Raw genomic sequence first — 13,850 nt, forward strand, 5'->3', positions numbered from 1 at the left:
CTCAATAACGCCATGTCCAACACTCCATATACCCTCGCTTGTCAAAGCCAGGGACGAGTTCAACATGGGTCAATTCTCAGCGGAAATTTACGCCCTACCCGGGTCACTTCTCAGTGGAAATCAACACCTGCGCCTTTGCAGTGACATGGCGATAGACCCGCGGTGCAGGGAAAGTCTGTCATGAAAACCTGTGGGGAATTCGGTGAGGACAGCGCCGACGCACGCCAGCGCTGTCCCAGGCTCAGATATCGACTTCGTTCACCACCTTTTCGATCTCGTCAAAGCTGAGATCGCTTCCCCACAGGATCGCCTTATGACCGGTGAGCTTCTGCCAGCGCCGTACGGCCACATCGACATAACGCGGGTCCATCTCGACCGCACGCCCCAGTCGTCCCGTCTGCTCGGCCGCGATGATCGTGGTCCCCGATCCCGAAAAGGCATCAAGAACAATACCGCCATGGCGAGAGCAATCCAGCATGGCGTCAGCCACCATCTTCACCGGCTTTACCGTGGGATGCATGGCAAGCTCTTCATCACGGCCTGCCTTCATTGAATTGACGCCGGCATAGTCCCAGACGTTGGTGCGATAGCGGCCATGCTGCCCCAACTCGAAATTGTTGATGTGTGCCGCAGCTCCTTTCCTGAACACGAAATCAGCTCATGCTTGGAGCGATAGAAGGTGCCCATGCCGCCATTGTCCTTATTCCACACGACAAGGTTGCGCAGGCTGTCATAAACCCGTTCGCCGGCTTCAAGCATCTCGCCCATGTGCCGCCAGTCCATGCACTGATAATGTATGGAGCCATCGATGCTGTGGGCAGCAAGGTTGTCCATTACCGTCGCGAGGAAGTCGGTGAACTCCGCGCGGCTCATCTCTCCGGCGCCCATTACGAACTCGTCGTGCTGAACCTTGCCAAGACCGCAGATATGACCGTTTACAGGCACATTATAGGGCGCGTCGGTGAACACCATCTGGGCCAGCTCATCGCCCATCAGCCTCTTGAACGTCTCTGCCTTTGTCGAGTCGCCGCAGATCAGCCGATGTTCGCCCAGCTGCCACATGTCGCCCGGACGCGTAACGGACGGCGCCTTCTGCTCAGGCTTCTCGACCGCGTCTTCCACGACCTCCTTTTCATCCACGCCGTTCAGCAAGGCTTCGATCTCGGCGGCGTCAAAGCCGATGATGCCGAAGTCGAAATCCGGGACGAGCGCCGAGATATCGCCCAGTTCCAGGCCGAGCAGCTCGCGGTCCCAACCAGCCAGCTCCGCCAGCCGATTATCGGCAACGATATATGCGCGGCGATCGGCTTCGCTCATGCCTTCAAGCAGCAGGACCGGAACGCGGGTCAATCCGAGGCTCTTTGCCGCCTCCACCCGGCCGTGACCGGCGATGATCCGATCCTGCTCATCGATGAGGATCGGGTTGGTGAACCCGAACTTCCGGATGCTGCGGGCGATCTGGCTGATCTGCTTCTTTGAGTGAGTACGCGCATTGCGCGCATGGGGCTTGAGAAGCGTGATGTCACGCTGCACTAGGTCCCCCCCGGAGAGGGGACCGCGCTGTGAATGCATAAAACCTCCTTCGTTGCGGCACTCAGTCAGATGTCACAGCGCGGCGTTCTGGCGCGATCATTGAATCTTACCGCAGTTTGCGTGAGCTCAGGCTATTGGCCAGGCTTGAGCCGCTTCCCAGCTGAAATTGTCGCGCCGTTCTTTCATAGGCTTCCTGCATCGGCGATAGATCCGCTCCGATTTGAGGGCGGCCGGCGCGCTCAGTCCTGATATCCTCGGCCTCAAGGTCGACCCAAGCGTTGATGCACTGCCACATCGACCAGCTGAGCCGTTCCTTGGGGCCAGGCTTGCCTTTGAACGACCCATCCAGCATCTGACAGTACAGCTTGTAAAGGGTGCCTTCCCAGGCGAAGCCGGGATTGGCCTTAAAAGCTCTGATAAGCTCTGACCTTGAAATCGGCTCGCCTTGATCCAGTTTCCTCTGGAGATAGCCAGGGCTATCGAGATGGAAGAAATACCACGGGCCTTGCATCATGTTCGTTCTCCTTCGCTGGAAAGTGCAAGAAGCATCATCGCGGCGTTCGCGCCTACCAACGTTTGGAGGGCGCCGATTTTTTGCCGCTTCGGCCCATTCCCTGAATCTTTTGGGGAATTCCCTGTAACAGGCTGACGATTTCCCTGTAACGGCGAGTAGGGAATTTCTCCTTCAAAACGGCGGCTTTCCGTCACTTTTCGCCGCTCAAATGAGCTATTCTGAAGCAAAAAGGCGTTTCGTGGCGACTACAGGGAAAGGCAGGGAAGAGACGGGTTCGCTCAAGACTGGGTACTGCACCACCCATTCTCACAATGTCGATGATTCTGACGTCCGCTTTGGCTTGGTCGCAAAACCGGCGCATCGGCGGACCCATATGTCGCGCCTCTGGTCGATCCATGGGCCGGCATGAATTGACCGATGCATGACATTGCGCGCAGTTGTTGTTCGCGGGCATAATTCCGGAGAACGCCTTGGACCGCTGGCAAGCCATGAAGATATTTGTCCGCGTGGCGGAAGCGGGCGGCTTTGCGGAAGCAGCGCGGCAACTGCATTTGAGCCCGCCGGCGGTTACGCGGGCGATCTCCGCGTTGGAAGAGGAGATCGGCGTGCGGTTGCTGACCCGCACGACACGGTCGGTAAAGCTGACCGAGGCGGGGCGCGGCTATCTGGACGATTGTCGCCGCATTTTGGCCGACCTGGCAGATGCGGACGCGGCGGCTGCTGGCACCCATGGCAATCCGACCGGTACATTGATCGTTACGGGATCAGTGATCTTTGGCCAGATGTATGTGCTGCCGATCCTGCTCGATTATCTGGACCGCTATCCGGCCGTGACCGGGCACAGCCTGTTCGTAGACCGGCTGGTAAACATCATCGAGGAGGGCATCGATGTTGCCGTCCGGATCGGGCATCTGCCGGATTCCGGGCTCAGCGCCATCCGGGTCGGGTCGGTGCGGCGCGTCATCTGCGGCGCGCCGGCCTATTTTGAGCGTCATCCGGCGCCCCAGACCCCCCGCGACCTGATCCATCATCGTATCATCGGCCCGACCGGGGCATGGGCCTCACCCGAATGGCATTTCGGCCCTGACGGCAGGCGCAGCATCACAGTCCGCCCCCAACTCTTCTGCAACACCAATGAAGCAGCCATCGCCGCCGCCGAACAAGGCTGGGGCTTGACCCGCGTGTTGTCCTACCAGGTCGAGCCCGCACTGGCGGCCGAACGGCTGGTCACGGTACTGGATGAGCATATGGAAAGGCCGCTGCCGATCCACGTCATCCATGCCGAAGGGCGCAGGGCGGTCGCCAAGGTGCGCAGTTTCGTCGATCTGGCGGTCGATCGACTGCGCGCCAACCCGTTGTTACAGCAAGGATTATGATTATTGCACTTACCGAAATAATGACTTCCACCTTTATCGAATTATCAGAATTTTCGTCAAGGATTAATCCTGTCTCCAGAAGCTGAAGCCTTTGCTCAGCGCCCCCAACAGGGTGGAGGACATGATGAAGAAACTGGTCATTTCGATGCTGCTGGCGGCCGCCGGCATTGCTGCCTCGGGCGGCGCGATCGCTGCGCCGGCCAGCGCTGTTCGCGCGCAGGCCGCGCCCGTCACGGTCCATTACCGCACCACCACGATAGATGGCATAAAGATGTTCTACCGTGAGGCCGGCCCTGCTGGTGGCCCGGTGGTGCTTCTGCTCCACGGTTTCCCGACATCGTCGCACATGTTCCGCAACCTGATACCTCTGCTTGCCGACCGCTATCATGTGATCGCGCCGGACTATCCGGGCTTTGGTCAAAGCGACGCGCCGGACCATCGCCAGTTCCGCTACAGCTTCGGCCATTATGCCGACATGGTCGACATGCTGATGAGCAAGATCGGTTCCCAGCGCTATGCCATGTATGTCATGGATTATGGCGCACCGGTCGGCTACCGCCTTGCCATCAAGCATCCCGAGCGGGTCAGTGGGCTGATCGTCCAGAATGGCAATGCCTATGAGGAAGGACTGGGCACCTTCTGGGATCCGATCAAGGCGTATTGGAAGAGCGGGTCGGCGAAGGACCGGGAAGCGCAGGCCTGGCTCGTCGGCCTCGACGCCACCAAGTTCCAGTATACAGATGGCGTGCGTGACGTCTCGCGGATCAGCCCCGACAATTGGGTGCAGGATCAGGCCTTGCTCGACCGGCCGGGCAACAAGGATATCCAACTCGACCTGTTCTATGACTATCGCACGAACGTGCCGCTCTACCCGGCCTTCCAGGCCTTCTTCCGCGACCGCAAGCCGCCCACATTGATCCTCTGGGGCAAGAACGACAAGATTTTTCCCGAAGCCGGTGCGCATCCTTACCGGCGTGATCTGCCGGATGCGGAGATGCATATTCTCGATACCGGCCATTTCGCCCTGGAAGACAAGCTTGACGAAATGGCACCGCTGATCCGCGACTTCCTCGATCGCAAGGTCGCGGCGCGCTGAATCCGGGTGGGGCCATGGTCAAGCATGGCCCCACCCGGCTGACGGATGATGGGAGACAGGCCGTGTCCTATGGTTTTCTGGATATCGCGACGACGCCGAGCGTACGCGCAGCGCAGGCAGAGATGGGCGCGGATGCGCATTGGGCGGCGTTCGGCGGCAACCGGGCCTTCGACCGCTTCACCGCGAATGAAGCCAATTTCCTGGCAGTGCGGGACAGTTTCTACATGGCGACCGTGTCGGAAGATGGCTGGCCCTATGTCCAGCATCGCGGTGGTCCCGCGGGCTTCCTCAAAATGGTCGACGACCGAACGCTGGCCTTTGCCGACTATCGCGGCAACCGCCAATATATCAGCACCGGCAACCTCGCCGCAAACGACCGGGCTTGCCTCATTCTGATGGACTATCCCCATCGGGCGCGGCTGAAAATCTATGTCCATGTCGAGAAGCTGGCGCTCGATGCCGATGCGGCGCTGACCGATCTTGTCACGCACAAGGATTACAAGGCGCGGGCCGAGCGCATCTTTCGGCTGCGGCTGGAAGCGTTCGATTGGAACTGCCCGCAGCATATCACGCCGCGCTTCACGCAGCGCGAGATAGATGAGGCGGTTCGGCCGCTCCATGAACGGCTAACGCAGTTGGAAGCCGAGAACAGGGCATTGCAGGAGCGCCTTGCCAAGATAGGCGGTGCATGATGGAGGGTCGCAGATCGGCGCTACCGCCATTAACCCCGGACTGTGCTATCCCGTCAGGGTGGCCGCGGCCTGGGCGCTGGACTCTCGACGCCTACCCGTCCGCAAGGGGCCAGCCTGCGTAATAGGACGCCGGCGGGCTTCCCTGGTCGGATGCCGGCCAACGTCGGATCATCTGTCGGTAGCTGATCTGCATTGCCAGCAGCCTTGTCGATGATCTCGGCCGCCATGCCGTTGTCCCTTTCTCGCCTCGACCGTGCGCTGGAAGCAGGACTTCCATGTCCTTACCGGACGTCGGTCGGCATTCTGCCGGGAGGCTAAGGGGCTTAGGGCCATGTCGCTGCAACGACTCCGAATTCCGAATCGAGTTCGCCATCTGGCGTTTCATGGAGTCAGTTAGGGAAGGCGGTGATCCGCGCATAAGCGTCCTGGCGAAGCCCATTGCGGCGACGAGATCAGGCGACGCTCGGTCGAATCATTCCAGGCGGGCGGGCACCGGGACGATAATGAAGTGATCGTGGACCTGCCGCTGATCGGGCGTGTCCAGTGGCTTTCGCAGGCCGGCCTGGAGTTCGCCGATGGCCTGTGCCGGCAATTGCAGAGGATGTTCGTGCCGATGCTCGGGCGCTTCGTGACCGTAATCGCGGCCCGGTTCGGACGTCATTTCGATATGAGCGCCCAGAGCGGCGCAGATTGGATGCTTTGCCGCGAAGCTGGCCAGCCGATCGACGCTGGCCCGGTTATCGTCGAGGAAATTGACCGGCACATAAAGGCGGCCCGGGTAGAGCGTGTCGCCCGACAGCAATATTTTGAGGCGGGGGTCATAGATCATGATCGCCGCCGCCTGATGCCCCGGGGTCGGGATGATGCTGAGCGCCCGCCCGCCGAGATCGAAAGTGGCGATCCCTTTCGGCCAGTCATGGACGCCGAAAAAGCTGGCAACGTCAGAAGGCTGGAGCCCGACGACGGTCGTATCGGGGCGGTCGCGGAAGGTGGCGTCCCCGGCGACATGGTCGCCATGGCTGTGGCTGTGCGCCACCACCAGCGGGATCGAACTGCGTTTGTGCGCGGCGAGCCATTGCGTGATCAGCCGATCGACTGCCGGCCGGATCTGGCCGCCTTCGGCTCCCGTATCGACCAGCAACGCCCTGTCGCGCCCGAAGAGCAGATAGAGAAAAGGCGCTTCGAAATTGGTCTTGACCGATTGCCGGATCACGAAACTGTCGTTGTCCAGTTTCTGGACCTGCGTGGAAGGCTCCTGCGGCAGGGTGCCGTCGATCCACTTTTCCGCAAACAGCTTCGGCAAGGGAGGGCAGGCGGCGGTGGCTTCCTGCGCCACGCCGCTCGCCATCAGGAGCGCCGCGCTCAATCCAACGATTCGTGCCAGCCGCATCCCGCCTGCATCCTTCCTTTCATGCAGAGGCAGAATGGCCGCCATGCTGCCCGAATGCCGGGGTGCCATGCTTGCGCAAAGGCGCCCCGGCGGCTCAGTCACGTCAATATTTGAACCGCGCTTCGATGCCGAAGGTGCGCGGATTGATGACGGTCTGCCTGTAGTAGCGCAGCAGCACGCCGTCGTTCAGGCCGACGCGGGAGCGATCGTTGGACACCGATGCCACCGCATATTTGTCGAAGATGTTGTTCGCGAACAGGACCAGGCTGTAATTGTCCGTCTCGTAAGCGAGCGATGCGCGGTGCAGGACATAGCCTGGCAGCTTTGCGCCATAGGCACGGTCCCAGCCGAGCCGCGTCACCACATTGCCGCGATAGGTCGCGGTCCAGTCCGCCACCAGATTGCCGGCCATGAACGGCATGGTGTAGGTTGCGCCCAGGCTGCCGCTGTTCTTGGCCGAGCCCGGCAGGCGATCGCCCGACAGCGCGTCCAGCTGAATGGGCGAACTGGGGTAGGTGCCGGGCGGGTCGTTGACGGCGATGATCTTCGCTACGTCCTGGGTCAGTTTGGCGTCGGTATAGGAATAGGTTCCCTGGATCGACAATCCGTCGACCGGCTTCGCCTGGAAGGATGCTTCAAAGCCTTCCGACTTCGCCTTGCCGCCGTTGACGATGATGCCGACGATCCCGTTGACGGTGGCAGAATCGACCTGGATGCCGTCCCACTTGATCTGGAAGATGTTGAAGTTGAACGTGAGTTTGCGGTCGAAAAGCTGGGTGCGGATGCCAAGTTCCGCATTCTTGGTCGTGTCTGGCCCATATTGGATTTCGTTGGGCAGGGCGCACACATTTTGTTGCGTCGTATCGAGCGGAAGGACGCACGGCGCGACCGTGTTCGGGCCGCCGATCCGATAGCCCTTGCTGTAGGTCGCATAGGCCATGATGTCGGGCGTGAAGTTGTAGGAACTGTTGAACTTCCACACCCAGCCGCTCTTCTTCGACTTGCCGCCGGCGGAGGGAAGGTCATAGGGGCTGACTGGGTCGCCGAGCAGCGGAAGCACGGCGCGACCGGCGACGTCGGACGTATAGCCGAAATAGCGCACGCCTGCCGTAACCTGCCATTCGGGTATGATCCGGAACGTGCCTTCGCCGAAGACCGCCTTCTCCGTTACCTTCGACCTGTTGAAGCTGTTATATTCCACCTCGTCGGGGTTGGGCTGCGTGCCGAATTCGACCCAGGGGTGGCCCGGCACATGCTCGGTATATTCGTTCAGCCGCTTCTGCTGGTTGTAGAAGCCGCCGATCACCCAGTTGAACGGGCCGCCATGGCGAGAGACGAAGCGGACTTCCTGGTTGAACTGCTTCCGGCGGTCATGGCTTTCGTTCCAGCTCGAAAAGGCGGGGAAAGATTCATAGCCATAGTCGAGATCGAGGAGAAGGTCGGTATTGTCGCCAACGCGGTCGTTTTTCACATCGGTGTAGGCCGTAGTCGCGACCAGGTCGGCAATGTCCGCGAGATTGGCGTTGATCTCCATGCTGCCCAGATGCGCGCGGCGCTTCACCGGCTCGATATAGCGGGCCGCGCTTTCATATTTGCCCGTTCCGAGCACGCCGTCGCTGTTATATTGGCCGCCATCGGTCTTGGTCTGCTGGAAGGCGTAGGTGAAGTTTACCTTCAGATCGTCGCTGAACTGGAACAGCAGCTGGTTGCGGGTGGTGAAGGTCTTCTCGAAATTGAGATCCTTCTCCTTCCGCAGGTTCGCGGCATAGCCTGCCGGCGAGATGCCGGTGGGGCCGTCCGGTTGCGGCAGGGACACGCCGGGCGTCTGGAGCAGCAAAGGATAGTCGATGAAGCCCGGATCGTAGAAATAGCCGGTGGCCGAACGGAAGGCGATATGATCCTTCACGATCGGGATGTTGATGACGCCATCCACCTGATAGCCGAGCTTGCCGCTATGGCTCTTGCCGTAGAGGCGGCTGTGCGCTTCCCCTTCGATGCTGTCGGTATTGGGCCGGTTGGGGATGTTGCGGATCGCGCCGGCCAATGTGCCAAGGCCGTAGAGCGTGCCCTGCGGCCCCAGCAGCGTTTCGACGCGCGCGATGTCGAGCAGCTTGAAGTCGTAATAGAGCGGGACTTCGCCGAGATAGACGCCGAGCGCGCTGTCATATGAATTGCCGGTCGAGCTGGAGTCGGAAGCGTTCAGGCCGCGCAGCACGATGGTTCCGGTCGAACCCGGGCCGGTGTCCGAAATGGTGAGGCCGGGCGTGAAGTCGGCAAGGTCGCGAACGTCGTCGATCCGCTGGCGCGCCAGCTGTTCCTGCGCCACGGCGCTGATGTTGATCGGCACGTCCTGGATCGAAACCGCACGGCGCGTGGCCGTCACGACGATCTCGTTACCATCGCTACCTGCGCCATCAGCGCCGGCTGCGGCACCCTGGGCGAAAGCCGAAGTGGTCCCAACGCCCATGAGTATGGTCGCGCTGAGCAATGTATTGCGAAACACTCTCTTGGTCACTTCGCCCCCCTTTGCGGTTGAGCCTCAAGTGACATCCTTCTCCCCTGGCGCTCTGGCTAGTCCGGCGCCTTTTCGGCCGTTGACCGGCCAGTCGTCATCGTCATTCTACCCGTCCGAAAACCATGGATTGGATCGGCAAGGCCATAACGGCAGGCATTGCCGGCGAACGGCGGCGTCGCACCTGAAAGATCAGCAATGCGAGCCGGTCGTCGATCCACGAGCCCTCACTTCAAGCCGGTGATTATCGGCTGTTCCATCTATGGGTTCGCCGCTTCCTGAGCGGTCGACTCTACGGTATGGATATTACCTAACGCGTCAAGCGTAATAATTTTGCGGCTGCTCAGTATGACTGATAAGATAGGTGCACTGCACAATATGGCCGTTTTCTTACAGCTTAGGCGAGTTGCGACAAGGGCTGTATGTCACGCTGCGCCACTTCATCGCCGAGAGTCTTTCTGCGAATCGAGGAAAGGCATGGTCGGAGATAGCCTTGCACCTCCCACCGTCTCAGCCCGCACGAAAGGTCGGTTTGTTTACGGATGAGGGATCAGGCATCCCGCTTTTGGGACCGCAAGGCGAAGGATTCCGCCAAAGCTTACAGAGCTTTGCTTGGTATTACGCAAAATTGAAAATGTAATAAATGTCGGTGGACAGGCTCTTGCTGCTTTGCAATAGTGATGGCGAAGGGGGACGACCAATGATCCGAATGTTCCGCACCGCAAGCATGGCCGCCATGATGGCTGGAGCGCTTCTGCTTGCATCCTGCTCGCAAGGGCCGGACGCCCCTTCCAAGCCCAAGACAGAGTTCAACATCGGCTGGTCGATCTATGCTGGCTGGATGCCCTGGCCCTATGCCCAGCAGGCAGGCATCGCGAAGAAATGGGCCGATAAATACGGCATCAAGATCAACATCGTCCAGGTCAACGACTATGTCGAATCGGTGAACCAATATACGGCCGGCAAGTTCGACGGCGTGACGGTCACCAACATGGATGCGCTGACCATCCCGGCGGCCGGCGGCAAGGACACGAGCGCGATCATCGTCGGGGACTATTCCAACGGCAATGACGGCATTCTGCTGAAGGGCGCGGACAGTTTTTCCGCGATCAAGGGCCGGCAGGTCTATCTGGTCGAGCTTTCGGTGTCGCACTATCTGCTCGCCCGTGCGCTGGAAAAGTCGGGCATAAAGCCCACCGACATCAAGACCGTGAACACGTCGGACGCCGATATCGTCGGCGCCTTCGCCAGTCCGGACGTGACCGCAGCGGTGGCTTGGAACCCGCAGCTGTCCGTGATGAAGAGTCAGGCCGGCGCGAAGGAGGTCTTCAGTTCGGCCCAAATCCCCGGCGAGATACTCGATCTTCTGGTGGTCGACACCGCGACGCTGAAGGCCAACCCCAATCTGGGCAAGGCGCTCGCCGGCATCTGGTTCGATACCATGGCGCTCATGACGCGACAGGATGCAGAAGGAAAGGCGGCCCGTGCCGCCATGGCCAAACTGGCGGGCACCACGCCGGAGCAGTTTGAGAGCCAGCTGACCACCACGCATCTCTATTCCGACGCCAAATCCGCCGTGGCGGCGGCCACTGCGCCGGCGCTCATCCAGAGCATGAAGCAGGTACGCGATTTCAGCTTCGCCCATGGCCTGTTCAAGGGGGCCGCTTCTGCTGATGCGGTCGGCATGGGCTTTGCCGGCGGGAAGACGCTGGGCGACGCGCAGCATGTGACGCTGCGGTTCGACGACAGCTTCATGAAGCTGGCTGCAGACGGAAAGCTGTGAGCCGCCCCGGTCGGTCCCCCTTTAGGACGATGATGCCATGCGCTGGGTAAATCGACAAATCAGCCGAGGCGATCGGTTGCTGATGGGCGCGGTGCCGATCCTGCTGCTCGTCCTACTCTACCTGTTCCTGGCGGCGCAGCGCCACGCTGCCAATCCGTTCGACAAGATATTGCCGTTGCCCAACGGCATGGCGAAGGCGATGGCGGCGCTGCTGTTCCAGCCCGACCAGCTGACGGGGCAGCTGCTCTTCTGGGCCGATACGCTGGCCAGCCTCCAGCGGCTGGGCATAGGCCTTGGCGTGGCGACGCTGGCGGCTCTGCTGGTCGGGCTGGTGATCGGCGTTCTGCCGCCGGTGCGTGCCGCCTTCGGCCCGCTCGTCACCGCCATCGCCGTGATCCCGCCCATCGCCCTGCTGCCCATTTTGTTCATCGCCTTGGGTCTGGGCGAAACGGCGAAGATCGCGCTGATCGTCATCGGCATAGCGCCGGTCATGGTGCGCGACATCGCCGCGCATGTTGCCGCCCTGCCGCGCGAGCAGATCGTGAAGGCGCAGACGCTGGGCGCGAGCAGCTGGCAGATCATGACGCGGGTCGCGCTGCCGCAGGCGATGCCGCGCCTGTTCCACGCGATGCGCCTGTCGCTGGGACCGGCTTGGGTGTTCCTGATTTCGGCGGAGGCGATCGCGTCCGACGTGGGGCTTGGCTATCGCATCTTCCTCGTCCGCCGCTATCTCTCGATGGACGTCATCATCCCCTATGTCGCCTGGATCGCGCTGCTGGCGGTGGCGATGGACCTGTTGCTGACCTTCCTCAACCAGCGGCTGTTCCCCTGGGCCCACGGAGCGAGCCATTGAGCGCGATCCTCTCCCTCCGCGGCGTCTGGATCGAATATGGCGACAAGGTCGTGCTCGAACGGGTGTCGATCGACATCGAGCAAGGATCCTTCGTCTCGATCATCGGGCCTTCGGGCGCGGGCAAGAGCAGCCTGCTGCGCCTTATTCTGGGGCAAGAGGCGGCGACGCGCGGGTCGATCCTGCTCGACGGAGCGCCCCTGACGCCCGAATGCGGCCCTGACCGGGGCGTCGTCTTTCAGCGCTATTCGGTCTTTCCTCACCTGTCGGTGCTGCGCAACACCATGTTCGGGCTGGAGTGCGAACAGGCACCGTTTCTGGCGCGCCTGTTCGGCACGGCGCGTCGCCAGGCGGAGGAGGAAGCGACGCAGATGCTGACCGCAGTCGGCCTTGGCGACAGCCTCCACCTTTATCCGGCGCAGATGTCGGGCGGGATGCAGCAGCGTCTGGCGATCGCGCAGGCGCTGATCAAGCGGCCGCGCATCCTGTTGCTAGACGAACCATTCGGCGCGCTTGATCCCGGTATCCGCGCCGACATGCATCGCCTGATCACCCGGTTGTGGCGCGACTATTCGCTGACGATCATCATGGTGACGCACGATATTCGCGAGGCGTTCAGCCTGGGCACGCGGGTGCTTGCCCTCGACAAGCGCCGCCATGATCCGCACGCCCCACACCGCTTCGGCGCGACGGCGGTCTATGACCTGCCACTGAAAAAGCCTGTGCCCGAGGATACTGCCGCCGATGGCAACGAGGCGACAGCGCCTGGTGGCGAACAGGATGATGAGGAGAAGATTGGACATGGCTAGCGACACGCCGGGCCTTGCAAGGCTGAGCATGAGCTTGCCGGCGGACCTGTTCCGGCAGCTCGACATCATGGTGGAGGAACGTGGCCTGCCGTCGCGCTCGCAGCTGATCGCCGAATTGATCCGCCACGCGCTCGCCGAACATGAGGCGTTCACGCGTCCGGATGAGATGCTGGCCGGCACCATCACGATCGTCTATCGCGGGGACAGGGGCCGCGTGCGGCATCAACTGGCGCAGATGCAGGCGGATTTCCTGAAGGAAGTCATTTCCTCCCAGCATGTGTTCCTGGAGGACGACCAGTCGCTCGAAGTCCTGCTGGTGCAGGGCCCAGCGTCGCTGCTCAAGGAATTATGCGATGCGCTGCGCAGGGTGCGCGGCGTTCACCAGCTGCAACTCGTCACGACGACCGCGCTGCTGCCGCCGCTCTACGAACCCGATTCCACCAACCAGACAGAGGGAGCGATGGCATGACGACGCTTGCCAATCCCACCGCCGCCCGTAACCATGCCCGCGCGATGGCGGGGACGGTGGTCGAAGCCATGCCGGTACTGCCGCCGGTGGCCGATGACCTGCCGGACGGCGTGTCCGCCGATGCGCTGCTATGGGAAGAGACTATCGCGCCTGGCGGCTATGCGACGCGGCGGATCCCGCGAGGGGCCCGCCTGCGGCTGATCGACCTCAAGGGCGACGCCTGCGCCTCGCTCCTGATCTTCAACGCCGATATGCCGACCGAGCGGCTGAACGTAGCCGATACGGTCAAGGTGCAGTGGAATGCCTATCTGGGCGCGGGCAAGCTGCTGCTGTCGGACATGGGCCGCGTGCTCATGAGCCTCCTCGAAGATGGAGCGGAAACGCACGATACCTTCTGCGGCACATCCAACCCCGTCACTAATGCAGCCAAATATGGGACGGGCACCAATAGCGGCCCGACGCCCAGCGGCCGCGACCGCTTCCTGCTCGGCGTCGCCAAGCATGGCCTCCAGCGGCGCGACGTGCATCCCTGCGTCAATCTGTTCAAGGGCGCGCGGATCGAGAGCGACGGGACGATCGTGCCGCAGATCGGGCCGTTCGAACCCGGCCGCCAGCTGGTGCTGCGCGCCGAAATGGACGTGATCCTGGTGATCGCCAATTGCCCCCATGTTCTCGACCCGCGCGAGGAGTGGACGGTGACGCCGCTGCGCGCGACCGCGTGGCGGGGGCCTGTGACGCCGGCCGCCGACCCGATCCGCAATGCCACGCCGGAAGGCCTGCGCGCCTTCGAGAATGTCGAAGACTATTTCCGCCGTTAGAAGGGAAA

The 13,850-nt window shown here is 61.7% G+C and carries 13 protein-coding genes; 8 read left to right on the top strand and 5 right to left on the bottom strand.

Going from position 1 to position 13,850, the window contains the following annotated elements:
- Positions 1–241: 241 nt before the first annotated feature.
- The 3 genes from ACFQ24_RS19780 to ACFQ24_RS19790 form a co-directional block, all read right to left on the bottom strand.
- On the bottom strand, positions 242–550 hold the full coding sequence (locus tag ACFQ24_RS19780) for a DNA methyltransferase (protein ID WP_380914409.1): 309 nt from the start codon (positions 548–550) through the stop codon (positions 242–244).
- Positions 547–1,533: a ParB N-terminal domain-containing protein gene (locus ACFQ24_RS19785; protein WP_380914411.1), complete on the bottom strand. Its 987-nt coding sequence runs from the start codon at positions 1,531–1,533 to the stop codon at positions 547–549. Before ACFQ24_RS19785 ends, ACFQ24_RS19780 begins: the two co-directional genes overlap by 4 nt.
- A gap of 106 nt (positions 1,534–1,639) precedes the next feature.
- On the bottom strand, positions 1,640–2,047 hold the full coding sequence (locus tag ACFQ24_RS19790; protein ID WP_380914413.1) for a hypothetical protein: 408 nt from the start codon (positions 2,045–2,047) through the stop codon (positions 1,640–1,642).
- A gap of 488 nt (positions 2,048–2,535) precedes the next feature.
- Here ACFQ24_RS19790 and ACFQ24_RS19795 point away from each other — a divergent pair, with 488 nt between their 5' ends.
- The 3 genes from ACFQ24_RS19795 to ACFQ24_RS19805 all read left to right on the top strand — a co-directional run bounded on the left by ACFQ24_RS19795 (position 2,536) and on the right by ACFQ24_RS19805 (position 5,211).
- Positions 2,536–3,423 (top strand): LysR family transcriptional regulator, encoded by an 888-nt coding sequence (locus tag ACFQ24_RS19795; protein ID WP_380914415.1) that lies wholly within the window; start codon positions 2,536–2,538, stop codon positions 3,421–3,423.
- 124 nt (positions 3,424–3,547) lie between these two features.
- Positions 3,548–4,519 (top strand): alpha/beta fold hydrolase, encoded by a 972-nt coding sequence (locus ACFQ24_RS19800; RefSeq protein ID WP_380915424.1) that lies wholly within the window; start codon positions 3,548–3,550, stop codon positions 4,517–4,519.
- Positions 4,520–4,581: 62 nt separating this feature from the next.
- Positions 4,582–5,211 carry a pyridoxamine 5'-phosphate oxidase family protein gene (locus ACFQ24_RS19805; RefSeq protein WP_380914417.1) on the top strand — a complete coding sequence of 210 codons (630 nt, stop codon included), beginning with the start codon at positions 4,582–4,584 and terminating at the stop codon, positions 5,209–5,211.
- Between the two features lie 472 nt (positions 5,212–5,683).
- On the opposite strand, the gene ACFQ24_RS19810 is transcribed toward ACFQ24_RS19805, so the two are convergent.
- Positions 5,684–6,601 carry an MBL fold metallo-hydrolase gene (locus tag ACFQ24_RS19810; protein ID WP_380914419.1) on the bottom strand — a complete coding sequence of 306 codons (918 nt, stop codon included), beginning with the start codon at positions 6,599–6,601 and terminating at the stop codon, positions 5,684–5,686.
- Between the two features lie 103 nt (positions 6,602–6,704).
- Complete coding sequence (locus tag ACFQ24_RS19815; RefSeq protein WP_287213750.1) at positions 6,705–9,068, bottom strand: TonB-dependent receptor; 2,364 nt, start codon at positions 9,066–9,068, stop codon at positions 6,705–6,707.
- A gap of 745 nt (positions 9,069–9,813) precedes the next feature.
- On the opposite strand from ACFQ24_RS19815, the gene ACFQ24_RS19820 reads away from it, so the two are divergent.
- The 5 genes from ACFQ24_RS19820 to ACFQ24_RS19840 are packed head-to-tail and all read left to right on the top strand — an operon-like array spanning position 9,814 to position 13,842.
- A complete protein-coding gene (locus tag ACFQ24_RS19820; RefSeq protein ID WP_287213742.1) occupies positions 9,814–10,896 on the top strand; it encodes a putative urea ABC transporter substrate-binding protein in 1,083 nt (360 codons plus the stop codon).
- Positions 10,897–10,933: 37 nt separating this feature from the next.
- Complete coding sequence (locus ACFQ24_RS19825) at positions 10,934–11,749, top strand: ABC transporter permease (RefSeq protein WP_380914421.1); 816 nt, start codon at positions 10,934–10,936, stop codon at positions 11,747–11,749.
- A complete protein-coding gene (locus ACFQ24_RS19830) occupies positions 11,746–12,555 on the top strand; it encodes an ABC transporter ATP-binding protein (RefSeq protein ID WP_380914423.1) in 810 nt (269 codons plus the stop codon). Before ACFQ24_RS19825 ends, ACFQ24_RS19830 begins: the two co-directional genes overlap by 4 nt.
- Positions 12,548–13,024 carry a CopG family ribbon-helix-helix protein gene (locus tag ACFQ24_RS19835; protein ID WP_066770218.1) on the top strand — a complete coding sequence of 159 codons (477 nt, stop codon included), beginning with the start codon at positions 12,548–12,550 and terminating at the stop codon, positions 13,022–13,024. The genes ACFQ24_RS19830 and ACFQ24_RS19835 overlap by 8 nt, the downstream gene beginning before the upstream one ends.
- Complete coding sequence (locus ACFQ24_RS19840; RefSeq protein ID WP_380914426.1) at positions 13,021–13,842, top strand: urea amidolyase associated protein UAAP1; 822 nt, start codon at positions 13,021–13,023, stop codon at positions 13,840–13,842. Before ACFQ24_RS19835 ends, ACFQ24_RS19840 begins: the two co-directional genes overlap by 4 nt.
- The last annotated feature ends 8 nt before the right edge of the window (positions 13,843–13,850 follow it).

It is taken from the genome of Sphingobium olei (genome assembly GCF_042678845.1).
In the GTDB taxonomy this organism is placed as follows: domain Bacteria; phylum Pseudomonadota; class Alphaproteobacteria; order Sphingomonadales; family Sphingomonadaceae; genus Sphingobium; species Sphingobium olei.

Excerpts from the sequence above, each read along its gene's own strand:
- ACFQ24_RS19815 (WP_287213750.1), bottom strand. The coding sequence starts at position 9,068 with ATGGGCGTTGGGACCACTTCGGCTTTCGCCCAGGGTGCCGCAGCCGGC.
- ACFQ24_RS19780 (WP_380914409.1), bottom strand. The coding sequence starts at position 550 with ATGAAGGCAGGCCGTGATGAAGAGCTTGCCATGCATCCCACGGTAAAG.
- ACFQ24_RS19820 (WP_287213742.1), top strand. The coding sequence starts at position 9,814 with ATGATCCGAATGTTCCGCACCGCAAGCATGGCCGCCATGATGGCTGGA.
- ACFQ24_RS19790 (WP_380914413.1), bottom strand. The coding sequence starts at position 2,047 with ATGATGCAAGGCCCGTGGTATTTCTTCCATCTCGATAGCCCTGGCTAT.
- ACFQ24_RS19835 (WP_066770218.1), top strand. The coding sequence starts at position 12,548 with ATGGCTAGCGACACGCCGGGCCTTGCAAGGCTGAGCATGAGCTTGCCG.
- ACFQ24_RS19840 (WP_380914426.1), top strand. The coding sequence starts at position 13,021 with ATGACGACGCTTGCCAATCCCACCGCCGCCCGTAACCATGCCCGCGCG.
- ACFQ24_RS19795 (WP_380914415.1), top strand. The coding sequence starts at position 2,536 with ATGAAGATATTTGTCCGCGTGGCGGAAGCGGGCGGCTTTGCGGAAGCA.
- ACFQ24_RS19810 (WP_380914419.1), bottom strand. The coding sequence starts at position 6,601 with ATGCGGCTGGCACGAATCGTTGGATTGAGCGCGGCGCTCCTGATGGCG.
- ACFQ24_RS19800 (WP_380915424.1), top strand. The coding sequence starts at position 3,548 with ATGAAGAAACTGGTCATTTCGATGCTGCTGGCGGCCGCCGGCATTGCT.
- ACFQ24_RS19825 (WP_380914421.1), top strand. The coding sequence starts at position 10,934 with ATGCGCTGGGTAAATCGACAAATCAGCCGAGGCGATCGGTTGCTGATG.